Genomic DNA, 21,233 nt, shown 5'->3' with positions numbered 1-21,233 from the left:
TGACCTTCTTTATCTTTTTTTCTTGGACTTGAAATGTTTACCCTTTTCTCGGAGGACGAGGTCCCCAATATTGATAATAATCCGTTCGAATAAACCCGTTGAACAATTTACGTTTTTTGGTTGCTTGCTTTCCATAGCATTGCTCAAAATTTTCATGGGACGTCATCATGTATACCGACCAGGTTTCCAGTTTTTCAAAGGCCTTTCCCATTTCTTGATACATTTTCTCCACCTCTTTACGTTCACCTAAACGTTCACCATAAGGAGGATTTCCGACAATGATGCCATATTCCAATTCTGAAGTGAAGTCTCTTACTTGCATTTGTTTAAATTTCACCAAATCTCCAAGACCTGCCTCCAGGGCATTCTCTTTCGACACCTCTATCATTCGGTGATCGATATCAGTACCCAATATTTCAAGGGGCTGGTTGTAGTTAGCCAAATCTTCTGCTTCCAGACGCGTTTTTTCCCATACATCATCAGGCATCATCGGCCATTGCTCTGACAAGAACTCTCGGTTAAATCCAGGTGCGATGTTTTGACCGATCAATGCCGCTTCGATCGGAATGGTACCTGACCCGCAGAATGGATCCACAAATGGACGATCAGGATTCCAGGACGTTAGTTGAATCAGTGCTGCAGCCAGCGTTTCCTTTAAAGGAGCTTCACCTTGACCGATTCGATATCCCCTTTTATGAAGACCTTGTCCACTGGTATCGAGGGTGATGCTTGCCACATCTTTATGGATCGCCACCTCAATTTTAAACAAGGGGCCAGTTTCGTCAAGCCAAGATGTACGTTTGTATGCTGTACCTAATCGTTCAACGATTGCTTTTTTCACGATGGCCTGGCAATCAGGTACACTGTATAGCTTTGATTTAACGGATTTCCCCTGCACAGGGAATTCTGCGTCTACAGGAAGGAAATTCTCCCACGGCAGTTTCTTAGTATTCTCAAATAGTTCATCAAAGGAGTACGCTTTAAAGTCTCCGACGAGTATCTTAATTCTATCAGCAGTTCTTAGCCACATATTGGCTCTTGCGATAGCCGTTTCGTCCCCTTTGAAGATGACTTTCCCGTTCTCCACCTGACATTCGTAGCCCAGGTCCTTCACTTCTTTCGCAACAATCGCTTCCAGCCCCATCGCTGCAGTCGCTATTAATGTATATGTACTCATATTGTCACCTCGTTATTAAGTATCTCTATTTAATAGTATTGTCTTGTTTCCCATAAAATAAAAAGGACTGATACAAAGAAGCAGTGTATTACCTGCATGTATCAGTCACTTGCATTATTTAATCCATATTGCTCTTATCCCGTAATAGTGTTCTGTAAGCCATGTTTTGTTCCGTTGTACTACAAGCGACTTATCGTCTCGTACTCGGGTGGTAATCATCTATCTACAAAGGAAGCTCCTTTGTCCCTCTCTTCGTTCAATTCCTCCGAAAGGATTCCCCTACCTAATTTTGGGTTTCTCGCTCGTGGGGTTTACCTCGTTCCACTCCTGCCATTTCTAACAGGACTTCGTCACTGTGGCACTTTCAAGGTAGTCACACCATATCCCAAGGGACTTAGGTGTTTTCCCTGCCGTCAACTCAAAGCTTGAGCTGCCCTAGCTTATGAATTGGCTAGGCACGAACACTACGTGCATCTCAGCACCGTGCGAGCATGGACTTTCCTCTACAACTATAAGTTGCAGCGATTACCCAAACACCATTAAGGATCAGCAATATCTAATTATACTGTAGTTCTTCTAATAATTCAACTGGAAATATTAGTCGTATAATTTGTTTCCAAATACATGTTTTTCTAAATTAGACAAGCGCTTAAGGATATCGAAATTCGTTGTGCCTGTCTGCTGAGTTGGAGCAGCGGACCGTTGCTTACTGGCTCCCTCTACTTGCTTCTTCAATCGCAGATTCTCTTGTTGAAGATCTTCTATTTCTTGATGAAAGGTTTCATAATCTTTAATAATCAAATCTAAAAATTTATCTACGTCTTCTTGCTTGTATCCCCGCATTCCACTTTTGAATTCTTTTTCAAGGATATCCTTAGCCGTTAATTTCACTTTATCTGAGATCATTATTTTCACCTCTATATTTATCACTATCATTTTTTCAAATAACCATCATTTTGTCAATTGTAATTGTTATTCGGGGCTCATATAATTCCGAATGGTTAATGAGTGATAAAGCATCCTCTACTCATTCTTCCACTGCTCTTCTTCGACGACCCATTGCAGATCATGGAATGTAATCGCCCTAATTTCAAAAGATGGATCGGACTCTTTCTTTTTCTTCGCTTCTTGATAGAAGTACTTAGGTGATCCTTCTTTTTCTTCATCATACAGTATCACCAACGTTTGGCTTTTTTGCAAGAATAATTGATTTTTGTTTCGAAACTGCTGAGGACTTTTATAGGGTTCTTTCGAGATTGATTCGACAAAATCCGCTTGAGAAAGGATGAGTTCATAGTATTCTTTATTCTGGTCGTTCCAGTTTTCCTCTTGAGATAAAAAAGGAGTCAGTATAGCCAGTTTAAGATCAGGATAATCTTCTTGAAGTTCAAACACCACTTCTGCCCCCCAAAGTTCAACGCCAAGCTGCCCACTAATGAGTATCCATTCTAATTCTTCATTCAATAGAGATACTAATTCTTTCTTTAGAGCTTGCTTTATGTAGTAAACCGCTTTGTCATCCTGCTTGAAAATTCCTAACTCAAAGGATTTATATCCGGTTATGCATGCAACATTACTCAAATGCAAAACTCCTTCAGTAAACTTTCGGGGCAAACATGTCTATTTAAAGCTTAGTATACCCCAATCCTTTACACTCTATTGTAACATATTTCACGATATGCCAGGTCAACAATCCTTAATATCATATACTATTTACCATCATAAAGAAGAGATGACTCTAATAAGCCTTAGTCACTTTAGCAGAGTAACACGACGTGCCACTCTGCATTTGAAACTAATCTCTTAGAGGCATCCCTCTGTTATCTTCACTCTGAATATTATCGTCCCATGCCATACGGTCCGAAAGGTGGTCTTGGACGAGGTCCGAATCCCGGTCCTCCTGGTCCTCCTGGTCCAAATCCTGGTCCACCTGGTCCACCGCCACAATTAAAATGTTGGTGTGAAACACTGTCTACTTGTGATTGTGTTTGCGGGAAATAATGTTTATGTTGATACATAACATTATTTACATTCGTCGTGTGAGTTGGGTGAATGTGTGGCACCTCATAGGTATTGCATGTATGCTTCACACAACATTTCGTCGGGTGCATGACTGCAGGAAGTACTTGATTAGGTCTTGGTCTTTTATACATTGAAACGCTCTCCTTTCATCTCTTAGTCGTTACACTAATAGCCTATGAAAGGGAGAGGGTACATGTACTAATGAAAATACCTATTTTTAGGAAAACAATTCGTTATCTTACATAAAGCTATATAAAGTTTCCGGATAATTGGTAAAAACAAAAGCCGTTAAACCAATGACGACAAAGAACAAAATTAAGATTGCCCGGTTCATTTTCATCATCCCATCTAAATATTAAATATTTTCAACACAATTAACTATTTTACAACTTCTTTTGAAAATTCTCAATATAAAAATAAGGAGATTGAACCATTTTTTTAGTATATTTTAAAAGTTTTGGTGTTACTAGGTTGGAAGGTCTGATTTCTTATTTATTTTTCTGGTCAATCGGCTCATTCGATGGTGAAGTTTCCCTATAAAGGTTTCGTGTTTTTCGCTGTTCCACTCTTTGGTTTCATACATCAAGGTTTCAAGCTGTTCACATCTATCCAACGCAAGCTTTAAATTCTTTGTTTTGTGTTCATATACTTTAGCCAGTTCCAGTAATACGACTTTTCTAATCGAAATAGGGGCTTCTTTCCACATTTCTTCCCATAACTCAATCGCCCTACTCTCATCTCTCTCTTTTTTGAATTGAAGGGCGAGATGGTGCATTGCTTCATAATTCGGACCATCATTCTCATTTATTATCTCTTGGTAACGTTCTTTTGCCATCTCTCTGTTTCCCGTGTATTCAAGCCACCTGCCGACTTCGAACCGCTCATGTCCAGTTGATTGCTTATGGACATTCAATAATTGAAAAGTTAAATGCGTATAAAGAGTGATCAACGACAAAATATCCAGCTCATTATGGGTCATAACCTTAAAAATACCTTCTGGATCTTTACGCTCTATATAATCGAAATAGATCATAGGTGCTAAATAACCCGGAACATCATCAACTCTATTAAATCCAAGAATCTTACGCTCAACGTTAATTAACTTAACGGATTCCATCTTGTGCTTAAAAAGTCTTCTGGATCCATGGTAAAGATCAAAATGTCCGAATGCAGGTAATTTGGGTACATGGTCTTTAATGAGGGTATGCCTTGTCTTTACTTGAGGCCAATCAAACGCTTTACCGTTATACGTCACAAGCGTGTTATAATCCACATTACTTAAAAAACTGTGATAGAGAGGTATTTCACTTCCCGGCTGCGGCAAAAAGTGCTGGGTAACGATCACTTCTGTTTCTGTCACTTTCCCATGCCCTAATAAAAAGATCGTATTTCCTACCCCTCCACCTAAACCGGTCGTTTCCGTATCGAAGAAAAACATTTCTTCATGATTAAGACCTTTAGAAGACAATGGATGCTCACCGGTAAAGTCTTGCCAAGCATCCACCGCTCTAATAAAATCCTTAAATGTGTAATCCCCATGCTGATGATCGATTGAATATCGTTTCTCCCTGACCAGACAAAAATCACTGTCTATATAGTAGGCAGCCGTACCATTTTGTTTCCATAAATCAATATATGGGAAATCTCTCGCTTCCTGCTCTATTACCAAATGCTGAACTTTCTTCTCTTCAGCCTCGTCTTCTCTAATAATATGTTTTTTCATTCTTGATAATTTATTTTTAAGAGACAATTCGTTCCCTCCTTCTCTTATTGAAGGAAAAGATGAAGAAGCTTTAATGCATCCAATTTGGCCGTGTCCAGTGAATGATCCGTTCCAATACACGAAGGACAGCCAGTTTGACACGGACATCTCTCGATCATGTTAGATGTCTCAAGGAGGATTCTCTCCATCTGTTCATACACCTTTTCACTTAACCCGATTCCCCCGGGGTACCGATCGTAAATAAAGATCGTAGGCTGTTCATTATGTGCAGCCTTTATTTGAGGGACTACGAAAATATCGCTTGGATCACACATAACAAATAATGGAATAATCGATTTCAAGCTTTGAGCTGCCCCGATAAGTCCTTCTTCCAGACGCTCCTGACTAAATGAAGCATCATCTTTTAATGAAATCCAGCTGGAACTCGTATGCAGTTCCTCTTCAGGCAGATGGATAGGCCCTGATCCAATATTTTCGTGCGTATCAAATTTGATTTTCTTGAAAATCGTTGCCATTGCTTGAACAGTTACGTCCCCATATGCTACATCATACATTTCTGACGTTCGAAGCTTGTCTGTTTCCAGTACTCTCAATTGTACAGCTAGATTGGCATCTGTGAAATAATCCACATCAACTTCCCTTACATACGCTTTCTTTTCATCCCAATCAAGTTCTTCTACTTGGAATTGAACCCCTTGATGTAAATAAATCGCTTCATCGTGCAATAAGGTCATGGCGGAGAAACGGTCCATCTCCCCTATTACTTTAACGGCTGAGGTGTCGGTTTGATCAATTATGATGACATTTTCCTGGGAAGCTGAGCGGAGGCTGATGTTATGGGCAGGAAATACATCATTCATCCAATACCATTTTTCACCATTCTTATGAACCACCCGCTCTTCTACTAAAAATTCTAAAATATCTTCTATGTCGTGCTTACCAAATTGTTCACCTTCTTTAAAGGGAAGCTCATAGGCAGCACACTTAATATGATCAATGAGAATAATCAAATTATCCGGGTTGATTCTCGCAGTTTCAGGCGTTTGCTCGAAAAAGTAATCCGGATGCTCAATTATGAATTGATCTAATGGGCTTGAGCTTGCTACCATGATCACCAGAGATTCCCCATGTCTTCTCCCTGCTCTTCCCGCTTGCTGCCAAGCACTTGCGATCGTTCCTGGATAGCCGGTCATGATGCATACTTGTAATTGTCCGATATCGACCCCTAATTCAAGAGCGTTCGTACTAACAACTCCGTAGATTTCACCAGATCGTAAGCCTTTTTCAATTTCCCGGCGTTGAGTTGGAAGATATCCTCCCCGGTACCCTCTGATTGATTTCGCTCCTAATTGGCTCTTCACTAATTCTTGTAAGTAGGTAAGGATAATTTCCACTCTCACCCTGCTTCTGGCGAATATGATGGTTTGCACCTTATTCTTCAATAGCTCACCAGCAATTCTCCTTACCTCCAGTGTCGCACTCCTGCGTATATTCAACGGTTTATTTACAATAGGGGGATTGTAGAAAACGAAATGCTTTCTGGCACTGGGTGCACCGTTATTATCAATCAAATTCATTTCTGTACCGGTCAAGTTCTCTGACAGCTCTTTAGGATTTGCAATCGTTGCCGAAGTACAGATGAATATGGGAGAAGCTCCATAAAACTCGCAAATTCGTTTTAATCTCCTGATCACATTGCTTACATGGGAACCAAAAACCCCCCTATATATATGAAGTTCATCGATAATAACGTACTTTAGATTCTCAAAAAGAGAAACCCACTTTGTGTGATGAGGAAGAATCGCTGAGTGGAGCATATCGGGATTCGTTATGACAATATGCCCTGCTTTCCTAACCTTTTGGCGTATATTAGCAGAGGTATCACCGTCATATGTATAGCTATTTATAGAAGCTTCTGCCTCTGAAATGATTTCGTTCAACTCAGCTTTCTGATCTTGTGCCAGTGCTTTAGTAGGAAAAATATATAACGCTCGTGCATCTGGGTTGTCCATAATCGATTGTAATACAGGAAGATTATAACAAAGGGTCTTCCCCGAGGCTGTAGGAGTCACCGCAGTAAAGCTTTTTCCTTCCATTGCCAGCTGAAAAGCGGAATGTTGATGGGTATAAAGATTTTCAATTCCTCTTTTTTGCAATGCTTTTTTTATTTTTTCATTTATCTCATATGGCAGATCGACCAATTGAGCTGATTTTTCCTCTATAGTATGCCAGTGAACTATCTGCTTATTAAAATCATCGTCTTTTTTAAAATGTTCGATCAACTGTTCAAGGTTGTTTTTCTTAAACACAGGTATCACCTCTTCTATTCATTTTACCGAATCTATGTTCGAAACTAAAGTAAAAAAAACAGGATTACTTTACCATCCTTATCCCATTAGAAAGTGAAGGATCGAAAGGTGGAGGAAGCTGTAAATTTCTTTACCTTTTTTCATAGAGGAGCTTATATTGGGATATAGGACAAATGCACATATTCTGCAAGTATTCATACACTAGTATGAATACTTTTGCGTGAAAGGAGCATACCCATGTCGAACGAGAAAAAAGGTTTTGGTGACCTGATGCATTCCATGAACGAGTTTTTTCATGAAAGACCTATGAAAGGAATGCTTCAAAGCATTGATGAATTTTTCACATCATCATCTAACCCATTTGGTTCTTTCCCGGTCGAATTAACCGAAACAGATAATTATTTTATCGTGACTGCACAGCTTCCAGGTATTAAGAAAGAGCAGATTCAACTTGATGTGTTCCCTCAGTACATTACGATTTCTGTAACCAATAAAGAAGAGTTCTCCGAGGAAAATGACCAAAATCAAATGGTAAGAAGAAAGCAATCCATGAAAAAAAGCAGCAGGACCATTCCCTTTCCAAGGGTAGTTAATGAAAAGAATGTGAAAGCTTCTCATAAAGACGGATTGCTGACTGTCAGGGTTGACAAAGTATCCGGTAAACGAATACCTATAGAATAAATTTCCTATTACCATATGAAAAAATGGGCTGCCAAGTCGGCAGCCCATTTTTGTCATTCTATAGTTTAAATATCCCACCCAAGCCTTTTACGAGAGAGGAAACTTGATTAATTGCCCCCATCATTTGTCCTGTCGTATTCATCATTTTATTGAAATCTAAAGATCCATCCTGTGACTTGAATGAATTCATGATCGAACTTACTCCTCCAGACTGAGGTTTAGCCATGAACGAGGCTTTCGGATATGGATTAGCATAAGCCTGTTGCTCCATTGCTTTCATTTGGTACGGATTGTATTCTTTCTGCTGTAGAGGATTTTCAAAATATGGATTCATTTGCTGCTGGCTTATCTGTTGATATTGGTTCATATGAAACCCCGATGCAGGGTATTGGGCTTCTGGTTGAGGATAATAATTAGGTTGGAAAGATCCATATTCTGGAGGTCGCACACCCTGTCCTTGAAAGTTCATCACTGGTCCCATATACGTTGATTGCGAATGATAACTTGGATGATAGTTACGCATCTGTCTCGAATGAAGGAAAGAATTCATACTTAGCCCCCTTACTTAATATTGGTTACTATACTTTATGTTTTAACTGGATAAATGGTGAAAAGACCCATAAAGATCTTTCGACAAATACAAGAAGAATGTCGGAAGTTACACTATTCTTACAACTTAAAGAAAGGGTTTTCTATGATAGGATAAATGTAGATGCAACGCAATGAAATATAAGTATTGGGAGGAATCAAGATGAACCTGAGTGAACTGCTGAAGAGATATGAAAGTAGTAAACATTATCAAGCAACGGATCAACAAGAACTTCTTACAATGGCCAAAAAACTTTATATTTCTAATGAGATTTCATTGCATCATTATAAAGAGCTGTCGAAGCAGATCAATACAATAGAAGAAAAAGCAATTCCAACACCATAATGTAAAGAGGCTGCCCATCGGCAGCCTCTTATTTTTCATTCAATTCATCCAACTGGGTTTGCAGTACATACGAGACAGATTGGTAATGACTGATAAACCGGTTGTAACTGGACTCTGGAAAGAAACAGTGAACCGACAGCATTTCAATATTATCGAACGTGTTTAAAATTTGAGGGAAATGAAGGTGTTTTGGCCTTTGTTCCTTGATCCAAATCAAGGACAATTCCTTCCACGCATCATTCTCCGCCTTTACTTTATCGGCAAAAGGTTTCACTTCGGTGTAAAAGTCTCCTTTTTCACCTGACTCACGCCTGCCTTTATATTCTTTCAACATCTGCTCAACAAGGACGATCAATTCCCCTGTGACTTGCTTCAATTCTTTCAAAAAAAGCCCTCCGTAAAAATGTAGACAAAAATAAAAAGTAGCACAACGCTACTTTCTTATAGATTCAGTTTAAGACGTCTTATAGGATAATTCAAGTTTTTGTAAGACAAAGGACTTTTCTCTATTTTTCATAAGAACGGTTTTAGATCCCGCTTTTCTCTCCACTGAGCTCAATTTACTGTCGATTTTCTGTATCTGGTTCGTTAACGAATTCATTCCTTCTTGCTCTTCAACTGAGATTCGATCATGCAGACTTTGTTCTAATTGATTCAAACTTTCTTCAATTTCAGCTAATTTCAACATAATATCTTGTTTTGGAAGCATTGTGAATCCTCCCACCTTTTTTTTGGATTAATACTGTAATTCTCTCTTTATGAACCGTTCCCTTCCCCCTTGACAAAACTAGAAGCGTTTCGCCAAAGAAAGTGTTAAATGGACATGAGGTTAATTATGTTTCGACACTTACTGAATAAATAAGGTATTAACTAGAAAATAATATAGGTGGAGGTGTAACCCAATGAAAAATCAAAAAAACAAACAAAACAAACAGCAAACTACAAATTCAGCCCAAACCAAAGCCTCAAAAGGCAACCCTAAACTAGAAGGCGAAAACCGTCCTTCGACATAACAAAGCGGAAGGGCTTTGCCCAGAGGCGACAAGCATAAGGCGAGGACACCGGAAAGGCGCTCTTTGCCTTTTTGGTGTTCTTGACTTATGACCTCGAGCCTCTAAGCCCTGTAGCTGGACTAATAACAAAGCGGAGGCGGCTCGTTCAGACCCGACATGCATGACAAGAAGAGACCAACACTATTTTAGGGTGTTGGTCTCTTCTTCTTTCTATTCCTCTTCCAGATCTTTTTTAACGCCTCTTTTACTTTCGCCATCTTCTCTAGCTGCCTTTGCTTATGAAAAAACCATTTTGTTAATTCGATTCCATTAGGGAGTTCCTTTTCTTTATACCAATCCTTATTAATTTTCTCTTTAATCGACCAGTCCGTATGAGACTTCCAATGATGTGGAACATCGTCATAAACTTCATGGAGCATGGGTGTACTCGTTTGGAGGACTCCTTTACAGAACTGTTCGTAGTCGTTTCTAGACCCTGTATGCTCTACTTGTAAAGCAAAGTTCAGAAAGGATGAATGGTAATCAGGATGAAATAAAATCATAAATAATTGATTTCCTAACAGTATTCTGTTTTCGATTTTTCTAAAGCCATGGACACTCGCACCTAAAAGCTCACCCTCTAATGTTGGAAATAGAACGGAGCTGAAATGAAGATGATCTTCTATAAAGAATAGAGAGGAGCCAAACACCCTCTTTTTATAAACCTCATGTTCAATGACTGGTTCTTGAATGAGGTGTTGCTCATTTATAATTAGAGAATGAACTAATCTTTGGTCATTTCTCTCATCCCAGTAACGATTCCATTCTTCTTCCATGAAGCTTGAAATATGAAATTCTTTAAACAAATGAAACATTTTCTTCTTATACCTCGTCGAATAATGATAGAGAAGAAGTTGTGGGAAGGCATCCTGAAAAATGCTCCAGTTCGCTCTTTCATACGTCATGAATAGATCATCACGGGTAGCCGGGTGTAAAAGCCGCGTAAAAATATCACCTTTAAGATCGGTCATATTCCAGCCGGCATTTCTTGATACCATCGAAGCCAGGAAAGACCATTTTATTTCAGGATGAAGAAGGAAAAATTTTTGATAAGCCATCGTTCTTGTTATATTATCTTGATTATGCAGATTCACTAGATGGTTGATTTCATGAATCCACTCGATTGTACGTTTAGGTTCAGGTATATAGGGTAAAAAGCGATAAGTATTGCTCATTTCATCCATCCTTATTATCCCCCTCTCCCCTATAGCCATAGATTGAGGAGATTTGTAATCAATTATTCACACAAATTGGAGTGGTTTCTGTTATGATATAGATTAGTCTGCGAGGTGAATTACCATGAAATTCCATTATCCTAATGGTAAGAAATATGTGGAAGCGCCATTACCCTCAAAAAAAGCGAAGGCCAAACCGAAACAACTATCTTACAGCAATAGAGGTATGACCCTTGAAGAAGACATTAATGAAACGAACCAATATTATTTAACGTTCCATAAAGCAGTCATTCACAAAAAACCGACTCCCGTTCAAATAGTGGATGTACATTATCCATCCAGAAGTGCCGCCGTCATTAAGGAAGCATACTTTAAGCAGCCCTCCACGACGGATTATAATGGTGTGTACAACGGAAGATATATCGACTTTGAAGCGAAAGAAACAAAGAATAAAACGTCCTTTCCACTTCAAAATTTTCACGAGCATCAAATTCAGCATATGGAAAACGTCCATAATCAAGACGGTATTACCTTTGTACTAGTAAGGTTTTCTGCTTCCGAAGAAGTCTTCTTACTTCCCTACAAAGCTCTAAGGAACTATTGGGACCGCATGATAAATGGAGGAAGAAAATCAATCAAACGGGAAGAGCTAGAGGAAAAAGGAGTCATCATTCCTTTAGGACTGCATCCCAGGGTCGATTATTTAAAAATAGTCCATCAGTTATATTTTTAGTTTATGCAAAATGAGTTAATCTATAATTTATCTCAATATCAGTAGTATATTTTAAATCTTAGACAATACTAAAAACACTGAAGATTGAAAGTGAGGAAACAATATGGCTGGTCAATATAAGTCAAGGGAAGAAAAACGCCTGGCCCAAAAAAAGTCGAAATCCACAAAGAGCAAGAAGAAGGGCTCTATGGTTAAACGCGTCATTATATCATTATTTATCATTGGTATTATTGGGATGCTTGCTGGTGCAGGATTATTTGCATATTATGCGTCTAGTGCACCTAAGCTTGATGAAAAATTACTCAAGGATCCGATTGCATCAGAAATTTATGATATGAACGGAGAATTGATTACAACTGTAGGAAAAGAAAAACGGGAGTATGCAAACTTTGATGACATCCCTCAGGTGATGCAAGATGCGGTACTGGCTACAGAAGACAATCGTTTCTATAAACATAACGGAATTGACTTGATTCGTTTAGGGGGCGCCGTCATTGCCAATGTAACAGGCGGTTTCGGTTCAGAAGGTGCTTCAACGATTACCCAGCAAGTAATCAAGGGTTCTTTTTTAAGCCCTGAGAAAACATTAAAAAGGAAAGCTCAAGAAGCATGGTTGGCTCTTAAGCTTGAGCAGGAATATACAAAAGAAGAAATCTTTGAAATGTATTTTAATAAAGTGTATATGTCCGCTGGAATAAATGGTATGGCTACTGCCGCAGACTATTACTACGGTAAAGACATCAAAGACATCAAGCTTCATGAAGCGGCTTTAATTGCTGGACTGCCTCAAAGTCCAAACAATTATAACCCTTTTAAATACCCTGAAAAAGCTGAAAAACGACGTAATATCGTTCTGTCCTTAATGGAACAGCACGGTAAAATCACTGAAAAAGAAAAAAAGGAAGCTCAAGCTCTTCCTATCACAGAAGGATTGGTTTCAGCTGAAGAGGTCGAAAAGAAAAACGGAAACAAATATCCCGCCTTTGTAGATGCCGTAATTGATGAAGTAGAAAAAATGGGTGACTATAACCTGTTTTCAGACGGTTTAAAGGTTTATACAACCGTTGACCCGAATGCTCAAAAACGCTTGGAAGAAATTTTAGCAGGTGAAAATACCAGCTTCAGTTATCCAGAGAATTCTGAAGAGCCTATGCAGGCGGGTGTAACACTTATGGATACGAAAACTGGAGAAATCAGGGCAATTGGCGGCGGCAGAGAACAGGATCCAAACGTTCAGCGTGGATTTAACTTTGCAATCGACACAAAACGTCAGCCCGGATCTACTATTAAGCCTTTAATAGACTATGCTCCTGCCATTGAGCATTTAAAATGGTCGACCTATCATATTTTAAAAGATGAGCCTTATAAATATTCAGATGGAACGGAACTCAATAACTATGACGGTCAATTTAAAGGGCCTATCACCATACGCGAAGGTCTATGGGATTCCCGAAATATAACTGCTTTAAAAGCTTTTCAGGAAGTTGGTCCAGAGAAAGCAGAAGAATTTGTGAATGGTCTAGGATTAAAATTCGATCATTATTATGAATCTGCTTCAATCGGTGGAGTTTCTCCTGGGGTAAACTCCGTACAAATGGCAGGTGCTTATGCCGCATTTGGTAATGAAGGAATATACAACAAGCCTCATACGGTTACAAAAGTAGTGTTACGTGATGGTGAAACAGAGATTGAAAATGATAATAAACCAAAGCCTGCGATGAAGGAATATACAGCCTATATGATTTCTGATATGCTGCAGAGCGTTATTGATCATCCAAGAGGTACAGGGCTTTATGCCAAGGTGCCAGGATTACCGATGGCAGGGAAATCAGGTACGACGAACTATTCTCAAGAAGAACGTGAGAAATACGGAATTGCTAAGACAGACGCACCTGATTCGTGGTTTGTAGGCTATACCACAAACTATACAGCGGCTGTTTGGACTGGGTATAAGACTCGCTCCATTCCACTATCACCTACAGATAGAAGAGTTTCACAATACATCGTCAGTGACTTGATGAGCTATGTTCACGAGGGTGTCGACACACCTGACTTTAAAAAGCCAGACAGCGTAGTTGAATCCAAAGTTGAACTAGGAAGCAATCCGGCAAGACTACCAAGTAAATACACGCCAGATGACCGAGTAATCACTGAACTATTCGTCCGTGGAACAGAACCTTCTAAGGTTTCACAAGAATTCGACAAGATTGATGCACCATCAAATCTGAAAGGTAAATTCAATAAGAAGGATCAAACCATCACTCTTGCCTGGGATTATGGTAAAGAGAAAGACGTTCAATTCGAAGTGGCAGTTTCAATAAATGGTGAAGCGAAACAAGTATTAACAACAACTGATAAGAAAGGATTAAATGTCGAAAACATTCAATCCCAAGGAACCTTCACCTTTGAAGTTGTAGCAATATCAGGAGATCAACGCAGTAACCCTGCAACGGTTAATGTTGAGGTCAAGGCTACTGATGGTGAAGAAGAAGAAAACCAAGATGAAAACAACGATGAAAATCAAGATAACAATAATGGAAATAACAATGGTAATGGAAACGGCCAAGGAAATGGCCAAGGAAATGGGAATGAAGAAGGTTCAGGTGATGGTGAAGACACAGGTGACGAGGATGGCACTACTCCACCACCTGAAGGAGATGGGACTGGTGACGGAGGTACAGATGACGGCACTGGTGATGGCACTGGAACCGGAGGCGGGACTGGTGACGGCACTGGCGACGGCTCAGGTACTGGAGCTGGCTCCACGGATGGTGCACCTGCTACCCAATCAGAATCCAGAAGAGATCAAGAATAAGGTAAAAGGCAACGAGAGTATGTTCTCGTTGCCTTTTTATTTCTCTCTAGCTCGTTTTAAAGCCAGTGATTTAGCAAATTGTTTATGTTGTTCCTCGAATAGCTGAGATAACTGTATAAATGAATGGAATAGGTTTGGATTATTTCTAATGAACGTCATTCTTTCCACTACGTTTACCGGTTTAATGGAAAGTTTATTGATGGGAGAAATGTCCGAATTTAATTGTACAGGAAGTGAATTACTCCAGTATAAAAGCATATAAAATTGCGAAATACTTTTTTTCATTGGATGTAATGTATTCTTTGAACGTTCTTTAAATAACGTTTTAAGACACTTCTGCCCTTCTCCCCAACTCTTTAATATGATACTTATGAATAATTCACGATCCACCCAAGGAAGTATACTTAGAGCCTTCTCATTGAAATAGAGAATTTCATAAGCAAAGAAAGGCTCATCCGGTATGATATGAGAAGCATCCACTCTCACTTCTGAGTCAGGAAAGAAAAAAGGATCAATTAACTGGGACGGGATGTTCAAGATTGTTTCTTTCATATGTTACCCTTTTTCTTTAATCTCTTTTGACCTTCTCTGCATAAATCGACCAGTGGGCAAACGTCACATTGAGGGGATTGAGCTTTACAATGGTATCTTCCAAAGAAAATCAGCCGGTGGTGAGTTTCGGACCACTCTTCTTTCGGGATTTTTTTCATTAACGTTTTTTCTACTTCTAATACGCTATCCTTCCATCGGCAAATCCCTAGTCTCTTACTTACACGTTCAACATGGGTATCTACTGCCAGAGCCGGCACTCCAAATGCCACCGATACTACTACATTTGCAGTTTTCCTTCCTACGCCCGGCAGCTTCACTAATTCTTCATGAATTTCAGGAACACTCCCCCCATGTTCCGTCAGAATAATCTCACATAGTTTTCGAATGTTTTTTGCTTTGTTCCGGTACAGCCCAATGGAGCGTATATCCTGTTGAAGTTCTTCCAAGGAGACATCCAGATAATCTTCAGGTCGTTTGTATTTTTCAAATAAGCCTTTTGTGACTTTATTTACGAGGGCGTCAGTACATTGTGCCGATAGAAGGACGGCGATCACCAGCTCAAATGGATTGTCATGACGGAGCTCACAGTGAGCGTCGGGAAACATTTCCCTCATTTCATCTAAGCATATTTGTATTTGTTTTTTATTTAGCATGTATCTTAATACCTCCACCTTGTCCTACTAAATCAACAATATTCAATTAAAAAAGGTTATCCAAAAAAATAGACCAACCCTCAAGCAAGTGAGAGTCAGTCCATTCTATCGTCTTATTGCTCAAGCCAATTATAAAATGGTACTGATTTTCGTTTAGGAGAAGCCGTAGAATCACTTGAAGCTGCGGGTTTTTGATGGGAACGGAAGCGTTGACTTTGGTTTCGTGCATCTTCAATGGTTTTCACACCATTTTTCTTCCATTCAAATAGAATACGATCGATATATCTAAAATTCAGCTTGCCTGATATGACTGCTTCTCTCAAGGCTGCTTTAATAATAATAGCATTATGATCATCCTGGTCCAACCACATGGCTAACGTTTCGCATTCTAATGGAGATAGCGGACGACCAAATTCTTGTTCAAATGTGGTATAAATGTCTGCTTCTTCTTCCATTGATTTCTGCATTTGTTTCATTTTAGAATCTTGTATCACGAACTCAGCCATTTTTTCCCATAATGGATTGAGAGAATACTTTTCAAAAAGGATTCCATCTGTTGAAGATCCCTCTTCAATAGATAGAAATTGTTGTTGAATTAACTTTCGTAATATAGACGAACAGTATTCAGTAGAAAGGCTCATAGGTTCAGAGAGCTCTTCTGGGGTTGGAAAATAGTTACCCTTTTCCAAATGACCATAAATATGCAGCAGTAAAACGAACTCTGACTCATTTAAACCTAATGTATTGTAATTTGATAATAATAATTGCGGAATGTTCAGTGTTCCCTCTTCGATCCAGGACACCATTAATCGTTTATAATCCATATTCGGCACACCTCACTCACTAGTATATCATGCTTCAGTATATGTGGACATGGTTATGAATTAGAAGAAAGATGGAAAAAGAAAAGAACCGGCCGGTATTGCTTTTAAAGCAATACAGCCAGCTCCTTGTTTGAAATTTGAATTAAGGATATAAACGGTTTAGTAGACGCGGGAATGGGATGGTTTCCCTTACGTGTTCTACTCCGCTGATCCAAGCCACTGTTCTTTCAAGTCCTAGACCGAATCCTGAATGAGGAACAGATCCATATTCTCTTAATTCCAAGTACCACTTGTATGCATCCGTAGCCAGCTCATGCTCTTCAATGCGACGCTTCATCAGCTCTGCATCATGGATACGCTCTGAGCCACCGATAATCTCCCCATACCCTTCTGGAGCGATCAGGTCAGCACACAATACGACATCATCGCGGTCTGGATCAGGCTGCATATAGAAAGGCTTTAAAGAAGTAGGGTAATGCGTGATAAATACCGGCTTGTCGTAGCTTTCAGCTATCGCAGTCTCATGTGGAGCCCCAAAGTCGTCTCCCCACTCGATATCATCGAACCCTTTTTCATGCAGTAGTTTAAGGGCATCATCATAGGTGATTCGTGGGAATGGCGCTTTAATTTGCTCTAACTTAGAAGTATCTCTTCCTAATCGATCTAATTCCAGCTTGCAGTTTTCCAGAACCGATTGAACGATATAAGAAACATATTGCTCCTGTACTTCCAGGTTATCTTTAAAGTCGTAGAATGCCATTTCAGGCTCGATCATCCAGAACTCGATTAAATGACGACGAGTTTTCGATTTCTCCGCTCTGAATGTTGGCCCGAAAGAAAATACTTTACCTAATGCCATGGCTGCTGCTTCCATGTAAAGCTGACCACTCTGAGAAAGGTAGGCATCTTCTTCAAAATATTTAGTGGCAAATAACTCGGTCGTTCCTTCTGGAGCACTTCCCGTCAGAATTGGAGGATCTACTTTTACAAATCCTTCTTGATTAAAGAACTCATATGTTGCACGGATGATTTCGTTACGCACTTTCATCACTGCATGTTGTTTACGGGAACGAAGCCAAAGGTGACGATGATCCATCAGGAATTCTGTTCCGTGTTCCTTAGGTGTAATTGGATAATCAACTGCTTCATGAATCACTTCTACGCTTTTCACTTGCAATTCGTACCCAAAAGGTGAACGGGAATCTTCAGAAACCGTTCCAGTAACATATAGAGATGTTTCTTGCGTTAATGATTTTGCTTTTTGAAAGATTTCTTCTTCCACTTCACTTTTTACAACAACACCTTGTATGAACCCAGTACCATCACGGAGCTGGAGAAAGGCAATTTTTCCACTTGAACGTTTGTTCGCAAGCCAAGAACCAATGGTTACTTCTTCACCAACAAACTTACTTACTTGAGATATAGTAGTTTTCACGATTTTTTCCCTCCAAAAAAACTAAGACGCTTATGTATCGTTATTTATTATACATTTACCGTTATCTCGTCGCAATAGATACAGCAAAACGAGATCATTTTAAGTAAAAAGCAGACCGAAACGAACGCGGTCTGCAAACCCTTGTTTTATTTACTTTTCCTAACAACAAATTCATGCATTCTCTCAATTGCTTTTTCAAGTGCATCAAGACTTGTGGCATAAGAAAGACGGATATTATTGTCCGATCCGAAACCTGAACCAGGAATAACGGCTACCTTCGCCTCTTCCAGTAGTGCTTTGGTAAATTCGTCGACATTGTTGTAGCCTGTTTTCTTAGCCGCTTCTGACACATTCGGGAACAGATAGAATGCACCTTGAGGTTTTAAACAACTAAACCCTGGAATATTGTTTAATTTATCAAAAACAATGTTTAAGCGCTCCTCAAACGACTGTCTCATATCCTCTACCGGCTGTTGATCTCCTAAATAGGCAGCAACCGTCCCATATTGTGAAGTCGTCGTTGGGTTTGAGGTAGAATGACTGGCAAGATTGGTCATTGCTTTAATGATTGCCTCGTTACCTGCGGCATACCCAATTCTCCATCCCGTCATGGAATGAGATTTTGACACCCCGTTAATCACGATTGTTTGCTCTTTAAGTTCTGGAGACAATTCAGCAATAGACGTGTGTGCGTTCCCGTCATACACAAGCTTCTCATAAATTTCGTCTGAAACGATCAGAACATCGTTTTCTAAGCATACTTCCCCAATCGCTTGTAACTCTTCCGGGGAGTATAGCATGCCTGTAGGGTTACTAGGTGTGTTAAGGATGACCGCTTTCGTTTTAGGAGTTATCGTCTCTTTTAACTGCTGTGGAGTTATTTTGTACTCATTCTCTTCTTTCCCTTCAACGATTACAGGAGTTCCTCCGGCAAGCTTTACTTGTTCAGGATAGCTAACCCAATAAGGAGTAGGAATAATGACCTCATCACCTTCGTTTAAAAGCACTTGAAACAATGTATAAAGGGCATGTTTAGCCCCACTTGTTACGATGATTTCAGAAGGTGCATACGTGAGTTTCTGGTCTGTCTCAAACTTGTGGATGACGGCTTCTTTTAATTTCGCCATTCCACCAGATGGAGTATATTTGGTGTGGCCCTCAGTCATGGATTCATGCGCAGCTTTGATGATATGTTCAGGTGTATTAAAATCTGGTTCCCCTGCACCTAACCCGATTACATCAATTCCTTGTGACTTCATTTCCTTTGCTTTTGCAGTAATCGCTAAAGTCGTTGATGGTGTTAATGCACTTACTCTGTCAGCCAACGTAAATTTCATGGACGTATTCCCCCTAGAGTTGATTATAAATTTTCTATTTTCCTCCACCATTCTCCAGTAGAAAACAGCAGGTAAAAATAATTTAAATTGTCTTGTTGATCTAAATAGGTAATTTCCCAAACAGGCCCGACAGATTCATATCCTAAACGGACTGATAACAATTCTTTCGGCTGCTTTTCATCATTTAGTTTATTGATTGCCTGTTCTTTTGAAATACCATCTGCCCATTTTTTCTCAATTATTTTCCCTTTTTTATTGGGTATCCAAGCGACGAGCTTCTCGTTTTGATCATCCTTACCTGTCACCACAACATATGACTTAGAGCCGTTGTAGAAGCTTGTGCTTTCAACATCGACGATAGCCGTTTCAGCTTTCACTCGACTTAGAGCCTTCTCAGCCTGATTATCCAATGGGTTCCGGGAAACTTGATAAATTACGACCGAAGCCGTTATCCCAAGGACAATGAACAATAGTGCGATAATCGTTATCCATTTTTTCATTACAATCACTCTTTATGTACGATAAATTGTTAATACTGCTTGATTCTGATCTTCCGGATCTAAGGCTAAACCAAACATATAATCATCTTTTTTTAAGGTTCTATTCAGTGTATCAACTACTTTATATAAGTTATCCGTATATTCGATACGAACAGTGGAAAGAATTTCAATTCGGCTCTCCATGGTGTTCCTCCTTTTACCCGCTTACAATGGTGTTCCCTTATTAGAAAACATTTTTTTCTACTCATAGTGACATTACGATTCGCCACACTATGAGTAAGAAACTCTACACACATTATAACAACATTAAAGGCTAGTATGGTAGAGGTTATCACAAAAACTATATACTAATCCACACTCACTCAGGCTGACAGAATTGTCAGCCCTTCTTTTTAATGGGGTTAGTTTGTATGGCCATCTTCTTTAAACACTCCATCTTCTTGATCAAAAGTCAGCACTTCGTAGTTTCTCTTATTAAATTTAATGGCAATCAATCCATGCTGGCCTGTCAGATACAGGTCAATCCACGCCTCGTTGATCGCTTCGAGCATTTCACCATTAAGAAGCCTTTCCTTAGAACGATAAAGCAATGCCGTTTGAGGATCGATATGCCTCAGAAGACTATGGGACATGTTTTCAGATTTAGAATGAAGAGGTATTTTCACAATGTTGACATTCTTTAGGGGTTTTGTCAGTAAAACCTCTTCAGAATGCAATGTTTGTGAGCTCAGCCACAAAAAGCGATGATGATAAAAGGTAATGGAAAAGTCTAATCCTTCTCGTTTCTCATTGCCTTCATGCATTACATTTAGCGCCAACTCTTTCGAAAGTGAGTAAGACTGATTTTCTTGAATGGTGTGTATGGTATAGGATCCTTTTTCCGGTATAGCTTTAGCTAGAGATCTGCCCACTATTATTTCTTCAATAGAGTACTTCTCCCCTAACTCAGCAATCATATCCTCATGCACTTCTCTTTTTTCCGTGATGATGATTCCCTTGATGTTGTTAATATGAATTTGATTCAAATAATAATATAACTGATTTCTCTCCTGAAGAGGTCCGGTATTGATTAAATAATTTTCCCCAGAAGCTAAATGAAGAACAGCTACCTCTCCTTTTATAACAGGAAGAAAACTAATCGCATACTCCTCATGTGATACATGTAAATCCACCTGAGGCACTTTCATTCCATAGGCATTTGAAATGACAAGGAGAAAAGATAGCATTGCCGTTAAGATTACTCTCATTTTCAATCCTCCAGTTTCACATCTACTCTTTAGGTTGTGTTAAAGAGTAAAATTTATCACTGAA

General features: G+C 39.4%; 22 protein-coding genes and 1 other RNA gene. 4 read left to right on the top strand and 19 right to left on the bottom strand.

What is annotated here, in order from left to right:
* Positions 1-37: 37 nt before the first annotated feature.
* The 7 genes from ACFQWC_RS03740 to ACFQWC_RS03710 all read right to left on the bottom strand — a co-directional run bounded on the left by ACFQWC_RS03740 (position 38) and on the right by ACFQWC_RS03710 (position 7,204).
* On the bottom strand, positions 38-1,177 hold the full coding sequence (locus ACFQWC_RS03740) for a THUMP domain-containing class I SAM-dependent RNA methyltransferase (RefSeq protein ID WP_377106091.1): 1,140 nt from the start codon (positions 1,175-1,177) through the stop codon (positions 38-40).
* Between the two features lie 150 nt (positions 1,178-1,327).
* Positions 1,328-1,714: RNase P RNA component class B (rnpB, locus tag ACFQWC_RS03735), an RNA gene on the bottom strand.
* 60 nt (positions 1,715-1,774) lie between these two features.
* Positions 1,775-2,083 (bottom strand): cell division regulator GpsB, encoded by a 309-nt coding sequence (gpsB, locus tag ACFQWC_RS03730; protein ID WP_299737887.1) that lies wholly within the window; start codon positions 2,081-2,083, stop codon positions 1,775-1,777.
* A 117-nt stretch (positions 2,084-2,200) separates the two neighbouring features.
* Entirely contained in the window at positions 2,201-2,758 is a 558-nt protein-coding gene (locus ACFQWC_RS03725; RefSeq protein ID WP_299737889.1) for an SLOG family protein, read from the bottom strand.
* A 257-nt stretch (positions 2,759-3,015) separates the two neighbouring features.
* Complete coding sequence (locus ACFQWC_RS03720; protein ID WP_377106088.1) at positions 3,016-3,330, bottom strand: CotD family spore coat protein; 315 nt, start codon at positions 3,328-3,330, stop codon at positions 3,016-3,018.
* Positions 3,331-3,665: 335 nt separating this feature from the next.
* The gene (locus ACFQWC_RS03715; protein ID WP_377106086.1) at positions 3,666-4,949 is read right to left on the bottom strand and encodes a ribonuclease H-like domain-containing protein; all 1,284 of its coding nucleotides are present in this window, start codon (positions 4,947-4,949) and stop codon (positions 3,666-3,668) included.
* 17 nt (positions 4,950-4,966) lie between these two features.
* On the bottom strand, positions 4,967-7,204 hold the full coding sequence (locus ACFQWC_RS03710; RefSeq protein WP_377107230.1) for a DEAD/DEAH box helicase: 2,238 nt from the start codon (positions 7,202-7,204) through the stop codon (positions 4,967-4,969).
* A 264-nt stretch (positions 7,205-7,468) separates the two neighbouring features.
* On the opposite strand from ACFQWC_RS03710, the gene ACFQWC_RS03705 reads away from it, so the two are divergent.
* Positions 7,469-7,912: an Hsp20/alpha crystallin family protein gene (locus tag ACFQWC_RS03705; protein ID WP_299737897.1), complete on the top strand. Its 444-nt coding sequence runs from the start codon at positions 7,469-7,471 to the stop codon at positions 7,910-7,912.
* Between the two features lie 58 nt (positions 7,913-7,970).
* Here ACFQWC_RS03705 and ACFQWC_RS03700 read toward each other — a convergent pair whose 3' ends face one another.
* On the bottom strand, positions 7,971-8,462 hold the full coding sequence (locus tag ACFQWC_RS03700) for a YppG family protein (RefSeq protein WP_377106084.1): 492 nt from the start codon (positions 8,460-8,462) through the stop codon (positions 7,971-7,973).
* A 201-nt stretch (positions 8,463-8,663) separates the two neighbouring features.
* On the opposite strand from ACFQWC_RS03700, the gene yppF reads away from it, so the two are divergent.
* Positions 8,664-8,846, top strand: a complete 183-nt coding sequence (yppF, locus tag ACFQWC_RS03695; RefSeq protein WP_299737901.1) for a YppF family protein — start codon at positions 8,664-8,666, stop codon at positions 8,844-8,846.
* A 28-nt stretch (positions 8,847-8,874) separates the two neighbouring features.
* On the opposite strand, the gene ACFQWC_RS03690 is transcribed toward yppF, so the two are convergent.
* From ACFQWC_RS03690 to ACFQWC_RS03680, 3 genes are all read right to left on the bottom strand, one after another.
* Positions 8,875-9,231 (bottom strand): YppE family protein, encoded by a 357-nt coding sequence (locus ACFQWC_RS03690; protein WP_341356531.1) that lies wholly within the window; start codon positions 9,229-9,231, stop codon positions 8,875-8,877.
* A 69-nt stretch (positions 9,232-9,300) separates the two neighbouring features.
* Positions 9,301-9,555 carry a hypothetical protein gene (locus tag ACFQWC_RS03685; RefSeq protein WP_299737904.1) on the bottom strand — a complete coding sequence of 85 codons (255 nt, stop codon included), beginning with the start codon at positions 9,553-9,555 and terminating at the stop codon, positions 9,301-9,303.
* 489 nt (positions 9,556-10,044) lie between these two features.
* On the bottom strand, positions 10,045-11,082 hold the full coding sequence (locus ACFQWC_RS03680; protein WP_377106081.1) for a DUF2515 family protein: 1,038 nt from the start codon (positions 11,080-11,082) through the stop codon (positions 10,045-10,047).
* 115 nt (positions 11,083-11,197) lie between these two features.
* Between ACFQWC_RS03680 and recU the strand changes: the two genes are divergently transcribed.
* Both recU and ACFQWC_RS03670 read left to right on the top strand, forming a co-directional pair.
* Positions 11,198-11,806, top strand: a complete 609-nt coding sequence (gene recU / locus ACFQWC_RS03675; protein ID WP_299737908.1) for a Holliday junction resolvase RecU — start codon at positions 11,198-11,200, stop codon at positions 11,804-11,806.
* A gap of 103 nt (positions 11,807-11,909) precedes the next feature.
* Positions 11,910-14,621 (top strand): transglycosylase domain-containing protein, encoded by a 2,712-nt coding sequence (locus ACFQWC_RS03670; protein ID WP_377106079.1) that lies wholly within the window; start codon positions 11,910-11,912, stop codon positions 14,619-14,621.
* Positions 14,622-14,657: 36 nt separating this feature from the next.
* Here the strand turns inward: ACFQWC_RS03670 and ACFQWC_RS03665 are convergent, their stop codons facing one another.
* The 8 genes from ACFQWC_RS03665 to ACFQWC_RS03630 form a co-directional block, all read right to left on the bottom strand.
* The gene (locus tag ACFQWC_RS03665) at positions 14,658-15,173 is read right to left on the bottom strand and encodes a YpoC family protein (protein WP_299737911.1); all 516 of its coding nucleotides are present in this window, start codon (positions 15,171-15,173) and stop codon (positions 14,658-14,660) included.
* Positions 15,170-15,826 carry an endonuclease III gene (nth, locus tag ACFQWC_RS03660; RefSeq protein WP_299737913.1) on the bottom strand — a complete coding sequence of 219 codons (657 nt, stop codon included), beginning with the start codon at positions 15,824-15,826 and terminating at the stop codon, positions 15,170-15,172. The genes ACFQWC_RS03665 and nth overlap by 4 nt, the downstream gene beginning before the upstream one ends.
* 113 nt (positions 15,827-15,939) lie before the next feature.
* Positions 15,940-16,650 (bottom strand): DnaD domain-containing protein, encoded by a 711-nt coding sequence (locus ACFQWC_RS03655; RefSeq protein WP_299737915.1) that lies wholly within the window; start codon positions 16,648-16,650, stop codon positions 15,940-15,942.
* A 142-nt stretch (positions 16,651-16,792) separates the two neighbouring features.
* Positions 16,793-18,085 carry an asparagine--tRNA ligase gene (gene asnS, locus ACFQWC_RS03650; RefSeq protein ID WP_299737916.1) on the bottom strand — a complete coding sequence of 431 codons (1,293 nt, stop codon included), beginning with the start codon at positions 18,083-18,085 and terminating at the stop codon, positions 16,793-16,795.
* 146 nt (positions 18,086-18,231) lie between these two features.
* Positions 18,232-19,422: a pyridoxal phosphate-dependent aminotransferase gene (locus ACFQWC_RS03645; RefSeq protein ID WP_299737918.1), complete on the bottom strand. Its 1,191-nt coding sequence runs from the start codon at positions 19,420-19,422 to the stop codon at positions 18,232-18,234.
* Positions 19,423-19,445: 23 nt separating this feature from the next.
* Positions 19,446-19,922 (bottom strand): cell wall elongation regulator TseB-like domain-containing protein, encoded by a 477-nt coding sequence (locus ACFQWC_RS03640; protein ID WP_341356534.1) that lies wholly within the window; start codon positions 19,920-19,922, stop codon positions 19,446-19,448.
* A gap of 12 nt (positions 19,923-19,934) precedes the next feature.
* A complete protein-coding gene (locus ACFQWC_RS03635) occupies positions 19,935-20,105 on the bottom strand; it encodes a YpmA family protein (RefSeq protein WP_082051082.1) in 171 nt (56 codons plus the stop codon).
* Positions 20,106-20,323: 218 nt separating this feature from the next.
* A complete protein-coding gene (locus tag ACFQWC_RS03630; RefSeq protein ID WP_299737922.1) occupies positions 20,324-21,169 on the bottom strand; it encodes a hypothetical protein in 846 nt (281 codons plus the stop codon).
* Positions 21,170-21,233: the final 64 nt, after the last annotated feature.

Origin of the sequence: Rossellomorea sp. GCM10028870, from assembly GCF_042666755.1 — a bacterium.
Classification (GTDB): Bacteria; Bacillota; Bacilli; order Bacillales; family Bacillaceae_B; genus Rossellomorea.
Note: the sequence above shows the minus strand (reverse complement) of the source record. Positions and strands in the feature narration are given on the sequence as shown.